Consider the following 13,584-nt stretch of genomic DNA (forward strand, 5'->3'; position numbering starts at 1 on the left):
GCTCCGGAGATTCAGTTGCGGAGGATGATGGGGGAGTTTTTATCGCGAACCGTTTGCCGATAGTGAGGGTTATTGAACAAAAAACGTGAATTATGCATATCGGGGTACCAAGAGAGATAAAACGGATGGAAACAAGGGTTGCCTGCACCCCTTCGGCTGTGCGGCACCTGGTCAGCGGTGGTCATCGGGTTGTGGTGCAGCTCGGCGCAGGCCATAGCAGCGGTTTCAGCGACGACAAGTACCGCAGGGCGGGAGCAGTTATGACTGAAAGCAGTGAAGAGGTCTGGCAGAGCGAACTGGTCGTGAAGGTGAAGGAGCCGCTCAGGGAGGAGTATCGCTATTTCAGGCGCGACCTTATTATTTTCACGTTTCTGCATCTTGCCGGCAATCCGGAGCTCTCGCAGGAGTTGCTCTCTGCCGGTGTGACCGCCATCGCTTATGAAACCGTTCAGGATAACGGAAGGTTGCCGCTGTTGGCACCCATGAGCGAAATTGCCGGGAAGATGAGCGTGCTTATGGGCGGTTATTATCTGGCTCACCAGCATGGAGGTGAGGGGATACTGCTTGGGGGGGTTCCCGGTGTGCTGCCGGCAAAGGTCGCCATACTCGGCGGTGGTTCGGCAGGCATGCAGGCTGCCAGAGCGGCTGCGTCTTGCGGTGCGGATGTGACGGTACTCGAACTCGACCAGGAACGCATGCGTTTTCTGGAAGCAGCTCTCCCTCCGCAGGTGCATACGCTCTATTCAACCGAGCAGCATATCGACGAGCAGCTTGCCTCGCTCGACCTGCTGATCGGAGCGGCGCTTGTACCCGGTGCGGCTGCTTCGAAACTCGTGAAGCGCGGCATGCTGCGATCGGTTAAAAAAGGAGCGGTTTTCGTCGATATTTCCATTGATCAGGGCGGGTGTTTCGAGACCTCCAGAGCGACGACCCACGAAGCTCCGGTGTTTGTCGAAGAGGGAGTCATCCATTACTGTGTCAGCAACATGCCGGCGGCATACCCCAGAACCTCCACGGAGGCACTTTGCGGTGCCACGCTTCCCTGTATCCGGCGTATTGCCGATCTTGGTTTTGAGAGCGCAATGGTGATGACGCCGGGACTTGCCGGAGGATTGAACATCTGGAACGGCTCCATCACTCATCGCGCGCTTGCGGATTCTCTTGACAGGCCTTTTACCGAGAATCCCTTTCTCTGAATTTCATCAGGGGATAAGCAGTTTGAACCCGGTAAGCGGATCCGGCTGACGGGATGCGGTGTTTTCGAGTAGCTCGGTCATGACGACCTCCATCACATGCCAAACCCTGACGCCATTGCGGATGCATCCGGTAACGGTATTTTCTTCGCGTCCGCACGCCATGTGCAGATGCAGAACGGGAGATCCTTCGTCATCAGGGAAGATGGTGCCTGTTCCGGTTATCTCGTGTGCGTCATAGAGTTCGTGAGTCATCGGCATTATCGGTAGTCCCCGGCTCTCTTCAGGTCCCACTACAAGAGAGCTTCCCTTGTCCGCTCCACCGATGATGATGAGCTGTGCCCGTTCGACAGCGTGATCGCGTGCAAACTTTTCAAGTTTTTCGTGCACCGTCTCACCGTCTTCAAGACGGATCACGAATATTCGGCCTTGGCGTGCTTCAGAGTATTTCATGGGGTTTGCACTTCGTTGGTTCCGCCAGTTTATTGCTTCAATTTCTTGTCATCGGGATTCAGCCGGTAAATTCCCCAATTGATATATGCGGCGAAGAGCCCCCATCCAAGGTAGGGAACAAGGAGCATGCCGGCGAGGGTATTGACCTGAAAGAACATGGTCATCACCACAATGAGAGTCAGGTCGATAACAAGAATATCGAGCAGGGCGAGAAGGATATTTTTTCGGTCGAAGAAGAGCCTTGTCCAGCTGAAGCTTGCCGAGAAGTGGATCAGAAGGAAAAACGTTGCCGGAATGAGATTGCTTTTTGCCGGGGAGAGGAAATAGACGATCAACGCGGAAAAAATAAAGATGTAAAGCACTGTCCACACCGGCCCGAATACGGTTTTAGGCGGTGTAAAACGCGGTTTTTTCAGATTGTCGTACCAGGTAGCCATAAGCGGGGAAACTGCTTTATAAATGTGGTGTCGTCCGGGTGAACGCCATCAGCTGTCATTATTCATACAAGAGTTTCCCTGTCGAAATGGTTCCTTTCCCGGCAGAACTTTTTTGTTGCTGCCGGGGAATCCCGTGGCGGCACTCACATGTCGAAAAACCGGATCTGCAGGTTTTCGTCCGGTTGTTCGCTGAGGCTGTAGCGCCCTTTTTTTGAAATGGAGAGCCCTTTTTTATCGGCAGCCGGAATAAGGCTCTCTTCAATGCTGTCGGCATTTTTTTTCGGGCAGTCGCTGTTGAAAAAAAGATGCATGACCGATCCGGTTTCCCCAAACTGCAGGAGGAAATCGCTGTGGTTTACGAAGACAAGGTCTTCGTATGCATAGGTGACTTCATGGCCGAGCTCTTCGAGCAGCTGCATGACGGTTCCGAGAGGACGTAATGATTGTTCCATAGGTCAATGGTTCTGGTTTGTGCATGAAAAATTGGCAAGATGAGGACAATTGTCCATATCGGTCATTCGTAACGATTCGACAACCTTTTCGGCTCCGGGGAGCGGCGAGAGGCTTATCAGGTTTCTGAGCAGCGGCATGTTGAATCCCTGAATACAGTGACCTCCGATTTTCATGAGAGGACGTTTGATGAGTATCGGATTGCCGATCATGGCGTCGAGGGCTTCATCCCTGCTGCAGGCATACGGATCGGTTTCGCCGGATTTTACGGAGGGAGCCGCAGGATTGAAGCATTCGGCAACCGGCTTTTCCCCTAAAAAACAGCCGAGTTCCTCTTTTGTCCATGGATATTCGAGCAGATTCAGGGTTTCGACTGTATGCCCCGAAAGTTGAAGCATGGCTTTCTGTCTGCTGTTGTTGCGGCATCCCGGCTTTTCAAAAAATAGAATATTTGCCATGATTTTTTCAGGCGATATAGGTTTATATGCTTTTATAATAAGGCTATTATTTTTTTTTAATAAAAAATGAAGCTTATTTAGCTTTTAAACCGAATAAAGTAATATAAAATTCCGGTTTTGTAACAATCAAAAAAAGGAGGACAGTATGGCAGAGAGCAATATGCAGGCATGGGAAAAGATTCTTGAGTACGCATCTGTGCCGCTGCATGGAACCATGTCGCGGAAAATTCGTAAAGGCGTCAAGCTGCAGATCAATGAGGGGCAAATCTATGAAAATGCAGTTTTTTTCATCAGCGATCTGTTTCTTCGTGTAACCGAAGAGGGGGATGACGGGTTGGCAGTCAATACCTACTACGATATGAAGGCGGTTGCAAGCATCCGGACGTACAGCAGCAAAGAGTAAGTAGCCAGTAGCCAGTAGTCGGGAGTCTGGAGACAGGAACAGAAAGCATTTGTCGCCATTTCAGGGATACAGGCAAAAATAAGAGTTTTCGGGAGGGGCCGGCTTGTTTACTGAAGCCGGCCTTTTTTTCAGGATTGTTCGGGGGTTTCCCGCTGCACCGACGGGATGAAATCCGGTTGTTTGCCCATTTTCGGCAGGCCGAGCAGTTCTCTTGAGCGGTCGAGAGCATCGTCGATATGTCCGAAAACATTATTTTCCCCGATTTCATCGTAAATACCGTACTGCTGCATGGCAAACAGCGGCTGGGCATGCACACCTGAAAGAATGAGATGTGTGGAGGTTTTTCGGGAGTCTGCAAGCAGTTCACCGAGCATGTTTAAGCCGGTTGCATCGATCGAGAGTACATTTCTCATGCGGATGATGCGGATTTTCGGCGCTTTTTCCACGATATGCATGGCATCCTTGAACTTTGAAGCCGCTCCGAAAAACATCGCACCGCTGATTTCAAACACCTCGACGCCATCCGGTACGTTTCTGGTACTGATGGTGTTCGGGTCATCCTCCTCCTCGCGGTCTTTGAGTTCCCTGGTAATGATATTGACGTTGGCAAGACTGGCCATATGCTGCATAAAGAGAAATACCGAAAGAAGCATGCCGATTTCAATAGCCACAGTCAGGTCGAAAACGACGGTCAGACCAAAAGTCGTCAGGAGAACGACGACGTCGCTTTTCGGGCTTTTGAGGAGCTTGCGGAACACATGGTGTTCGCTCATGTTCCAGGCGACCACGATGAGAATGGCAGCAAGTGCAGGCATCGGTATGAGTTTAGCCCATTTTCCGAACAGCATCATGATCAGCAGCAGTGTCAGCGCGTGAACCATGCCGGCAACCGGTGTGCGCCCGCCATTTTTGACGTTGGTTGCCGTGCGTGCGATGGCTCCGGTGACCGGAATTCCTCCGAAAAGCGGAGAGATGATGTTCGCCGCACCCTGGGCGACCAGCTCCATGTTCGATTTATGCCTGCTGCCGATCATGCCGTCGGATACCACGGCTGAGAGGAGTGCCTCTATAGCTCCCAGGAGAGCGATGGTCGTGGCCGGCATGACGAGCTGTTTTATGGTGGCTAAATCAAACACCGGTAAGGATGGCGCCGGAAGGGTGGAGGGGATCTCTCCGAAGCGTGATTCGATGGTTGCAACGTCGAGCCTGAGGTAGTGCACCAGAGCCGTTGCCGCAATGATGGCGACGATCGATCCGGGTATCTTTTTGGAAACCTTCGGCCAGAAAACGATAATGAGGAGCGAGAGCATGCCGACCAGAAAACTTTCCGGGTTGAGGGTCGACAGGTGGCGTCCGTAGGCAATCCATTTTTCGATAAAGTCGGCGGGAACCTTATTGATGGCAAGTCCGAGAAAATCGCTGATCTGGCTTGAAAAGATAATGACTGCAATGCCGCTTGTGAAGCCTACCACAACAGGGTAGGGGATGAACTTGATGAGCGAGCCGAACTGGGCGAACCCCATGAGCATGAGAATGACACCGGCCATAATGGTAGCGATCATGAGGCCGTTGATACCGTACTGCTCGACAATGCCGTAAAGAATAACGATAAAGGCACCTGTCGGACCGCCTATCTGTACCCGGCTGCCACCGAGAAACGATATGAGAAAGCCGCCGATAACTGCCGTGATGAGGCCCTTTTCCGGTGATACTCCGGATGCGATGGCAAAGGCGATAGCCAGAGGCAGCGCGACAATACCGACAAGAATGCCTGACGTGATATCACGGGAAATCTGCTGCGGAGTTAATTCCGAAAGAACGCTGAAGAGCTTGGGTTTGAACATGGCGACGCTGAAGTGATGGAAATGAACAGGTATTGTTTTGGTTTTGAAAAGGTTAAATGAGAAATTCTATATAACTGTTTCACCCTTGTCTTTCAACCATTTGCGGTCGGTGCTGCAAAAAATGTTGTATTTCTCCAACCAAACAGGCGGTTACGAGTGAAAACACCGCATACGTTCAATACCGTTCAGGACCTTCTGCTCTCTCAGCCGCTGACGGTCGATGTTGAAATCGAGGATGCCTGGTCTGGACCGTTCGCCGTAAAGGGTCTTGAATTTGAGGGAATAGCGCTCTATGTCGGGGTTTCCGGTTTTTCCCGCCTCTCCCTCGAACTGGAGCCTTCCGAAGTGCTGATCTATGAGAACATGTTTCTTTCATGGATCCGGAGGCTGCTTGAGAAGGAGCGGTTCTGCATGGTAGAGCGGTTTATCGACCATGCTGTGGTAATGCTTTTTTCAGAGGCATTCGGTTCCGAAGATCCTTTTCTCGATGCCCTGCAGGTATCCAGAATACTTGGTGAAAACGATGAGCCGGGTTTCAGTCCGGCTATCGGTATTGCTTCCGGAACGGTTGTCGCGGGTTTTACAGGTTCGCCGGGAGAGTACACCGTGTCGGTTTACGGAAGACCCCTGATGCTTGCCGCCGGTTTTGCAGCGATGAAGCCTGCGGGGGATTTTGCGGCAAGCATCACCTTTTCCGAAGAGGAGTGGCGTGGGCGTTCCCTCGACAAGGTTTTTCCTCCGGTGGAGTACGTCCATCCCGAGAAAGGTCGGGTGCGCAATCCCCAGGCCTGGCGGCTCGGTGAAACAAGGCTTGTCGATATTCCCGGTACCGGAAAGGTTGCCGTAAGGGATATCGCGAACTTCATTCACTGGATGTCGGACACTACAGCCGAGAAAAAAGCAAAAGAGTGGTTCAGTCTTATTCGCTCGAAAGGCTATTATAAAAAAAACAGATAGTTACCGTTCCTTTTGGATTATTTGCGAATCATTACTACTCTTGTTTATACCTTGTTTTCTGCCGGCACCGGCTTGTTTAATTAGTGTAGTCCACCCATTCCACACGTAATCTCGAAGAACAATCATAAAAAGAGCACAACCATGCCTACAACGAAAGAGAACCTTAAGGAAGCATTCGGCGGTGAGAGCCAGGCAAACCAGAAGTACCTCGCATTTGCCAAGGAAGCCGAACGGGAAGGTTTTGTCAACGTCGCCAAACTGTTCAGAACAACCGCACAGGCCGAGTTGATTCATGCCGAAGGCCATCTGGCTGCTCTCGGGGGCATCGGTTCTACCGCTGAAAACCTGCAGACAGCAATCGGGGGAGAAACCTACGAGCATACCGAGATGTATCCCCCAATGCTTGAGCAGGCCATCGCTGAAGACCATCCGGCAAAGCGCATGTTCGCTTTCGTCGTAAAAGCCGAACAGGTGCATGCCGAACTCTACCGGAAAGCTATGGAGGCGGTACAGAACGGTCAGGATATCAACGCAACCGAAGTATGGCTTTGCCCCATCTGTGGCCACATCGAACTGGCCACTCCGCCGGAAAAGTGTCCGATCTGCGGCGCAAAATCGTCGGTGTACGTTCAGGTATGATTTTCTTCTGAACATTTCATGCAAGGGCGGTTGAAAAGACCGCCTTTTTGCTTCTTTACCTGCCCGATATTTTGTAACTAAAATAAAGGACCCGCTCCCGGAGGCAAGCTGACCTCATGCTCCGGTCGAAAAGTCTCAATGGAGTGTGCGGCCCTCCTGAAACAGTTGATGATTGGAATCCGCAGTTTTTTTTATGCACGAATTTGATTTTCTCGGCGAGCTGGTTCTTATCGGTGTTCTGGCGATTGCTATTATCCTCATCTTTCAGCGGCTCAGGATCCCGCCGGTTATCGGTCTGATTTTTACCGGTATCGTGCTCGGTCCTTCAGGCATCGGCGCCGTGTATGACGAGAAGCTCATCGGAACCCTTGCAGAGCTGGGTGTGATTCTCCTGCTTTTTACCATCGGGCTGGAGTTTTCCCTGGAAGAGCTCAAAAGGCTGAAAAAAATCGTGCTGGTCGGCGGTATCGTTCAGATCCTCGTGACCGGACTTGCCGTCAGCTGCCTGGCTTTCTGGTTGTTGTACGGTATCGGCAAAGCGATAACCGTTGAGGCGGCCATATTCCTGGGCTTCGCTTTTTCCGTCAGCAGTACGGCCATCTGTCTGAAAATTCTTACCGACAGGGAAGAACTCGCCATGCCGCACGGCAAGATAGCCCTCGGCATTCTGATTTTTCAGGATATCGCCATTGTTCCCCTGATGATCGGCATCAACTTTCTCAGCCCCGATGTGGCTCCTTCAGTAGAGAATATTTTCAGAAAAGTCGGATTTATTCTGCTCTTCGGCGCGGCCATTTTTACCGGTTTCAGGCTGTTCATGCCCAGAATGGTGCGTTTGATTGCTTCCCTGCACGCCCGGGAGGTGCTCGTTATCGGTGCGCTGGTCATCTGTTTCGGTGCGGCCTATCTCACCTCGCTTGCCGGGCTCTCCCTTGCGCTCGGCTCTTTCGTTGCCGGTATGGTGATCGCAAGCACCGACGAGAGCCATCAGATCAGTCTTACCATCGATCCTTTCCGTGAAGCCTTCACCAGTATTTTTTTTATTTCCGTTGGCCTCCTGCTCGATGTGAAGATGATTAATCTGCCGCTTTTTGTCTCCATCGCTCTCGGCGTATTGCTTGTCAAGGGCCTGCTTGTTGCCGGAGTTTCGCTTTTTCTCGGCTACTCTCTTCGGGTAAGTATGATGGCCGGCATGGCGCTCGCCCAGATCGGCGAGTTCTCGTTTGTGCTGGCCGAATCCGGTCTGAATAACCGGATCATCACCAACGAGGTGTTTCAGGCCATGCTTGCCATTATTGTGGTGACCATGATTGTCACTCCGGCCATGATAGCAATCGCTCCCAAGGTCGCCGACCAGGTTGCTCCCGTACTTGGTTTTATTCCTCTTCCGAAAAGGGATTCCGGTGCAGCCCCTGTCCGCCCTGCCGACAGCACCATTATCTGCGCAGGGGAGATTCATGCGGCTATTATCGGATTCGGCGTGAACGGGCAGAATGTCGCTGCGGTGCTTCACGCGACAAATATATCCTATTCGGTGCTTGAGGTTGACCGTGAAATCGTCAGAACCATGCGCCGCAAAGGGGAACCGATCTATTACGGCGACTGTACGGAGAAAAAATCACTGCTTCGGGCCGGGATCGATCATGCCCGCGCTGTGGTGCTCGGCATATCGGACAACGGCGCTGTTCGCAAATGCATCCCGGTGATTCGTGAAATCAATCCCAAGGCATTTGTCATCGTAAGGGCCAGAACGCTCGACGAGGTCGACAGTCTCTATAAAGCGGGAGCGGATGTTGTGGTGACCGAAAAGTTTGAAACCTCCATCCAGATCTTTTCCCAGCTGCTTAACCACTTTACAGTCGAGCCCGAGCTGATTCTCGAACAGCAGGAGATCATCCGTCGTGAATGCGAAAAGATTTTTTTCCAGACGCCTCCTGCCGCCCTGACCAGACAGGTCTGAACCTGACCGGCAGGGTGTATCCTGCTGCAAGCGGTATAATCTGACGAATCTCAGGAAGCATTTGTCCATGCGTGATGATATTTTCGTAACAATGACGGGATTCCTTTTGTATATTTATTTGTCGCCTTGCGCTTGATCTCTGCAGTTCCTTATAACTTCAGCAGTAACGTTATGGAGCACTCTCTCCCGCCTCTGGCCACCGCCAAATTCAGGAATTACCATCGCCAACTCCTTGAACAGCTCGATGCAGCCACTACATCAGAAGTAAAACGTGCTCGCTACGAACTCGAGATGATGGAGAAGAGCCATTTTATTGAACTCAACGGTATTGTACACCATTATCACGATTCCGGTCCGATGGATGCAAAAACAGTTGTGGTACTCATTCACGGATGGGACTGCTGGTGGATGTGGTGGCATCATGTTATCAGGGACCTGAACAACCGGGGGATCAGGACCATCGCCTACGACATGCGCGGCCACGGTTGGTCGGACAACGACCCCCGCAACCACTACCACATCGATTTTTTTGCGAAGGATCTTGGTCAAATGGTCGATAAACTCGCTCTCGATCGGTTCCACATCGCTGCTTTTTCGTTCGGCCCTTTCGTGGCTCTCGATTATGCCCGCTCGGCTCCCGGAAGGATTCTTTCGATGACCTTTTTCAATTTCGGTTACCTGCCGAACAATGCCTTTATTTCAGCCGTGGCTCCCGCCTCGATCACCTTTATGTTCAACAACCTGCTTCGGGGTCTTACCTGGTGGCTTCCTGCATATATTTTCGCCCGTCTTGTGCTTGCAAAAAACACGGTCATGCTGCACGATATTCTCATTGGCTTCAAGAGCCTCGGCTTGTGCGCTCCTGAGGCAATAGAGCAAACGACCAGGCAGATTACCTCTTTCGAGATCACGGATTCTGTACCAGATATGGTAAGAGCTGTAGATATGCCGGTGCTGTTTGTCGCCGGTGAAGGGGATGTCATCATGACCTGCGAGAATGCCCTTAAACTGCAGGAGATGACCGAGAAGGGGAGTTACGTTTGTGTTCCGGAGTGCGGCCATCTGATTACCGTCGAACTTCCCGATACGGCCTCAGAACTGATTCTCCGGCAGGTGTTTCAGAATTGAGCCGCGTTTCGGTCAGGCTTTTTTTGCTGCATCTATGAACGCCTTGATTTTTTCAGGGCTTTTGATGCCGGGTGAGAGTTCAACACCGCTTGCGGTGTCCACACCCCAGGGTCGGGCCAACTGCACCGCCGATGCTACGTTTTCGGGGTTGAGGCCTCCGGCAAGAATTGCGTAACCGAATCCTCTGAGTTCCTCGAAGATTTCCGCCGCCAGCCCCTGTTCAATCCGTTCACCGGTGCCTCCCTCCATTCCGGGACGGCAGGCATCGAAAAGGAAACTGTTGACCCTGCTTTCCAGTGCAAATCTTCTCACCATTGCGGTATCAAAGCCGGGTTCCGGACGAAAAACCCTGATGATCCTGACATTGGAGATTTCCAGCGCTTTTTCCGCCGTGTAGCGATTTGAGTGCAATTGCGCTGCCTGCAGCCGGCATGTGCTGCATATCGAGCTGATTTCTCCAGGTGATTGTTCGACAAAAATTCCCGTACAGGCGATAAATGGTGGCAGTTCAGCGATGATTGCCGCCGCCTTTTCAGGCTCGATATAACGGGGACTTTTCCTGCTGAAATTGAACCCGAGCGCATCGGCTCCCGACCTGCAGGCGCAGAGGGCATCTTCAAGGCTTTTTATGCCGCAGATTTTCACTTTAACCATAACTGAAACATAATGGATTTGATGGAATATAAGCCTGTTCGATCAGAAATATCATGCCGTGTTTCATGCATTTTTTCAGGTAATCACTCCCTCTGCGGCGTATTGTGATTTCCCTTAATTATCCGTATTATCAAAGCCGATCTTTAAGAGTGGGGCGTCGCCAAGTGGTAAGGCATCGGCCTTTGGAGCCGACATTCGCAGGTTCGAATCCTGCCGCCCCAGCATATAATCAGCAAGATCAGTCTGATTCGACTGATTTGACCGATCCGACCGATCAAAAAAGAAAACAGAAAAGGCAGCCTTTGCGGGCTGCCTTTTCTGTTTTGCTGATGGTGAATCAGTAGCGGTAATGGTCGGGCTTGTAAGGTCCTTCAACGGGAATACCGAGGTAGTCGGCCTGTTCCTTCGAAAGGGTGGTGAGTTTGACGCCAAGCTGTCCGAGATGCAGTCTTGCGACCTCTTCGTCAAGCTCTTTCGGCAGGCGGTACACGTCGATTGCATACTCTTTTGTCCAGAGCTCGATCTGGGCGAGGGTCTGGTTGGTGAAGGAGTTGCTCATGACGAACGACGGGTGTCCGGTAGCGCAGCCAAGGTTCACCAGACGGCCTTCGGCAAGCAGGTATATCGAGTTGCCGCTTTCGAAGGTGTACTTGTCGACCTGGGGCTTGATGTTCAGTTTGGTCGCTCCGGCATAGGCGTTGAGCATCTCGACCTGGATTTCGTTATCGAAATGGCCGATGTTGCAGACGATCGCTTCGTCCCTCATCTGCTTCATATGCTCGAGGGTTATGACATCCTTGTTGCCGGTGGTGGTAACAAAAATGTTGCCCTCTCCGACGGCCTCTTCCATGGTGGTTACTTCAAAGCCTTCCATAGATGCCTGCAGGGCGCAGATCGGGTCGATTTCGGTTACGATCACCCGTGCGCCGTAAGAGCGCATGGAGTGGGCGCAGCCTTTTCCGACGTCGCCGTAGCCAAGCACCACAACAACCTTTCCGGCGATCATGACGTCCGTGGCGCGCTTGATACCGTCGGCAAGCGACTCGCGGCAGCCGTAGAGATTGTCAAATTTGGATTTGGTGACCGAGTCGTTGACGTTGATGGCAGGGAAGAGCAGTTCGCCTTTCTCCATCATCTGATAGAGGCGGTGAACACCGGTGGTGGTCTCTTCCGACACGCCTTTCATTTCTGCAGCGACCTTGTGCCAGCGCTGCGAATCTTCGCCGTACACCTCACGGAGCTGCTGGAAGAGCGCTTTCTCTTCGGCGTTGCCGGGAGTTTTTTCGAGCAGTTCGGGGTTGTTCTCGATCTTGTAGCCGAGATGGATCATGAGGGTTGCGTCACCGCCGTCGTCAACGATGAGGTTCGGTCCTTTGCCGCCTTCGAATTCGAGGATCTGGCGGGTGCACCACCAGTATTCATCGAGGGTTTCACCCTTCCAGGCAAACACAGGGACTCCGGCTTTGGCAATAGCTGCTGCGGCATGGTCCTGGGTCGAGAAGATATTGCAGCTTGCCCAGCGAACCTCGGCTCCGAGGTCCACCAGCGTTTCGATCAGTACCGCAGTCTGGATGGTCATGTGCAGCGATCCGGTAATCCGTGCGCCTTTGAGGGGCTTCTGACCGGCATATTTCCGCCTCGTGGCCATCAGGCCGGGCATCTCTTTTTCAGCGATCTCAATCTCCTTGCGCCCCCATTCGGCAAGGGAGATGTCCGCTACTTTATAGTCAAGCACTTCCGCTTCGATTGTCATAAGAGTCGATTGGTTTTAAATGGTATTGTCTGATAGTTCTCAGGCCATGGCGAAGGCTTTCTTGAGTTCTTCGACCTTGTCGGCTTTTTCCCACGGGAAGATGTCGCGGCCGAAGTGTCCGTATGCTGCGGTCTCCTGATAGCACCAGCCGTGAGGTCTGTCGAGGTTGAAGCGTCTGATGATGGCTGCCGGGCGAAGATCGAAGATCTTTTCTGCTTTTTCCTGGATTTCGGCATCGTTAAGGCCGTTTTTGGCGGTGCCGTGGGTATTGATGTAGATCGATACCGGACGGGCGACGCCGATGGCATAGGAGACCTGAACGGTGCATTTATCTGCCAGGCCTGCAGCTACGATGTTTTTTGCGACGTGGCGCGATGCGTATGCCGCGCTGCGGTCGACTTTCGACGGGTCTTTGCCGCTGAATGCACCGCCGCCGTGAGGGGCTGCGCCGCCATAGGTGTCGACAATGATCTTGCGTCCGGTCAGACCGGTATCGCCGTGAGGTCCGCCGATTTCAAAACGGCCGGTCGGATTGATGTGGAATTTGGTGTTGGCGTCGAGCAGGGCGTCGGGAATGACCACTTTCACTACATTCTCGATAATGTCTTTCCTGATCACGGCCTGGAAATCGGCTTCGCTCATTCCTGCAGGCTCCGGATCGTGCTGGGTTGAAACAACCACGGCATCAACGCGGGCGACTTTCTCGTCGATATATTCGAGGGTCACCTGGCTTTTCGAGTCGGGGCGGAGGTAGGTCATGATTTTGCCCTCCTTGCGGATTTCGGCAAGCTTCTTGACGAGCTGCTGGGCGAACTGGATGGCGGCCGGCATCAGTTCCGGAGTTTCCGTGCAGGCGTAACCGAACATCATGCCCTGGTCGCCGGCTCCGACCCGGTCGAACTCGTCGGCGATCTCTTCCTTGCGGTCGACACCGCGGTTGATGTCGGGCGACTGGCTGTGCAGTGCGGAAAGCACGCCGCAGGAGTTGGCTTCGAACATATACTCGCCCTTGGTGTAACCGATTTCAGTAACAACCTTGCGGGCGATTTTCTGGATATCGACAATACCTTTGGTTGTGACTTCGCCGCCGACGATAACCTGACCGGTGGTGACGAAGGTTTCACATGCTACACGTGAATTGGGATCCTGGCGGAGAAACTCATCAAGCACGGCATCGGAAATCTGATCGGCAACTTTGTCCGGATGTCCTTCTGATACGGATTCAGAGGTAAAGAAATACCTTGACTGTGACATG

General features: G+C 52.5%; 14 protein-coding genes and 1 tRNA gene. 7 read left to right on the forward strand and 8 right to left on the reverse strand.

Annotation, left to right across the window (positions count from 1 at the left end):
* Positions 1-92 precede the first annotated feature (92 nt).
* Positions 93-1,196 carry an alanine dehydrogenase gene (ald, locus tag K9G39_RS03790; protein ID WP_292003605.1) on the forward strand — a complete coding sequence of 368 codons (1,104 nt, stop codon included), beginning with the start codon at positions 93-95 and terminating at the stop codon, positions 1,194-1,196.
* A 6-nt stretch (positions 1,197-1,202) separates the two neighbouring features.
* Here ald and K9G39_RS03795 read toward each other — a convergent pair whose 3' ends face one another.
* From K9G39_RS03795 to K9G39_RS03810, 4 genes are all read right to left on the reverse strand, one after another.
* A complete protein-coding gene (locus tag K9G39_RS03795; protein WP_292003606.1) occupies positions 1,203-1,646 on the reverse strand; it encodes a PPC domain-containing DNA-binding protein in 444 nt (147 codons plus the stop codon).
* Between the two features lie 29 nt (positions 1,647-1,675).
* Positions 1,676-2,083 carry a TspO/MBR family protein gene (locus K9G39_RS03800; protein WP_292003607.1) on the reverse strand — a complete coding sequence of 136 codons (408 nt, stop codon included), beginning with the start codon at positions 2,081-2,083 and terminating at the stop codon, positions 1,676-1,678.
* 143 nt (positions 2,084-2,226) lie between these two features.
* Positions 2,227-2,535 carry a hypothetical protein gene (locus K9G39_RS03805; RefSeq protein ID WP_292003608.1) on the reverse strand — a complete coding sequence of 103 codons (309 nt, stop codon included), beginning with the start codon at positions 2,533-2,535 and terminating at the stop codon, positions 2,227-2,229.
* A 3-nt stretch (positions 2,536-2,538) separates the two neighbouring features.
* Positions 2,539-2,991: an ArsC/Spx/MgsR family protein gene (locus K9G39_RS03810; RefSeq protein WP_292003609.1), complete on the reverse strand. Its 453-nt coding sequence runs from the start codon at positions 2,989-2,991 to the stop codon at positions 2,539-2,541.
* 145 nt (positions 2,992-3,136) lie between these two features.
* Here K9G39_RS03810 and K9G39_RS03815 point away from each other — a divergent pair, with 145 nt between their 5' ends.
* Positions 3,137-3,394 (forward strand): hypothetical protein, encoded by a 258-nt coding sequence (locus K9G39_RS03815; RefSeq protein WP_292003610.1) that lies wholly within the window; start codon positions 3,137-3,139, stop codon positions 3,392-3,394.
* 128 nt (positions 3,395-3,522) lie between these two features.
* Here the strand turns inward: K9G39_RS03815 and K9G39_RS03820 are convergent, their stop codons facing one another.
* The gene (locus tag K9G39_RS03820; RefSeq protein WP_292003611.1) at positions 3,523-5,238 is read right to left on the reverse strand and encodes a SulP family inorganic anion transporter; all 1,716 of its coding nucleotides are present in this window, start codon (positions 5,236-5,238) and stop codon (positions 3,523-3,525) included.
* A 156-nt stretch (positions 5,239-5,394) separates the two neighbouring features.
* Between K9G39_RS03820 and K9G39_RS03825 the strand changes: the two genes are divergently transcribed.
* From K9G39_RS03825 to K9G39_RS03840, 4 genes are all read left to right on the forward strand, one after another.
* Positions 5,395-6,195 (forward strand): adenylate cyclase, encoded by an 801-nt coding sequence (locus K9G39_RS03825; RefSeq protein ID WP_292003612.1) that lies wholly within the window; start codon positions 5,395-5,397, stop codon positions 6,193-6,195.
* Between the two features lie 141 nt (positions 6,196-6,336).
* Positions 6,337-6,834 (forward strand): rubrerythrin family protein, encoded by a 498-nt coding sequence (locus K9G39_RS03830; protein WP_292003613.1) that lies wholly within the window; start codon positions 6,337-6,339, stop codon positions 6,832-6,834.
* Positions 6,835-7,027: 193 nt separating this feature from the next.
* On the forward strand, positions 7,028-8,794 hold the full coding sequence (locus K9G39_RS03835; RefSeq protein ID WP_292003614.1) for a cation:proton antiporter: 1,767 nt from the start codon (positions 7,028-7,030) through the stop codon (positions 8,792-8,794).
* 171 nt (positions 8,795-8,965) lie between these two features.
* Positions 8,966-9,922 carry an alpha/beta hydrolase gene (locus tag K9G39_RS03840; protein ID WP_292003615.1) on the forward strand — a complete coding sequence of 319 codons (957 nt, stop codon included), beginning with the start codon at positions 8,966-8,968 and terminating at the stop codon, positions 9,920-9,922.
* A 12-nt stretch (positions 9,923-9,934) separates the two neighbouring features.
* Here K9G39_RS03840 and K9G39_RS03845 read toward each other — a convergent pair whose 3' ends face one another.
* A complete protein-coding gene (locus K9G39_RS03845) occupies positions 9,935-10,576 on the reverse strand; it encodes a phosphoribosylanthranilate isomerase (protein ID WP_292003616.1) in 642 nt (213 codons plus the stop codon).
* A gap of 150 nt (positions 10,577-10,726) precedes the next feature.
* Here K9G39_RS03845 and K9G39_RS03850 point away from each other — a divergent pair.
* Positions 10,727-10,798, forward strand: a tRNA-Gln gene (locus K9G39_RS03850).
* Between the two features lie 115 nt (positions 10,799-10,913).
* On the opposite strand, the gene ahcY is transcribed toward K9G39_RS03850, so the two are convergent.
* Together ahcY and metK are read right to left on the reverse strand one after the other, a co-directional pair.
* On the reverse strand, positions 10,914-12,329 hold the full coding sequence (gene ahcY, locus K9G39_RS03855) for an adenosylhomocysteinase (RefSeq protein WP_292003617.1): 1,416 nt from the start codon (positions 12,327-12,329) through the stop codon (positions 10,914-10,916).
* Positions 12,330-12,368: 39 nt separating this feature from the next.
* Positions 12,369-13,583: a methionine adenosyltransferase gene (metK, locus tag K9G39_RS03860; protein WP_292003618.1), complete on the reverse strand. Its 1,215-nt coding sequence runs from the start codon at positions 13,581-13,583 to the stop codon at positions 12,369-12,371.
* Position 13,584 lies beyond the last annotated feature (1 nt).

The sequence above is a fragment of the Chlorobium sp. genome, from assembly GCF_021740465.1.
Taxonomy (GTDB): domain Bacteria; phylum Bacteroidota; class Chlorobiia; order Chlorobiales; family Chlorobiaceae; genus Chlorobium.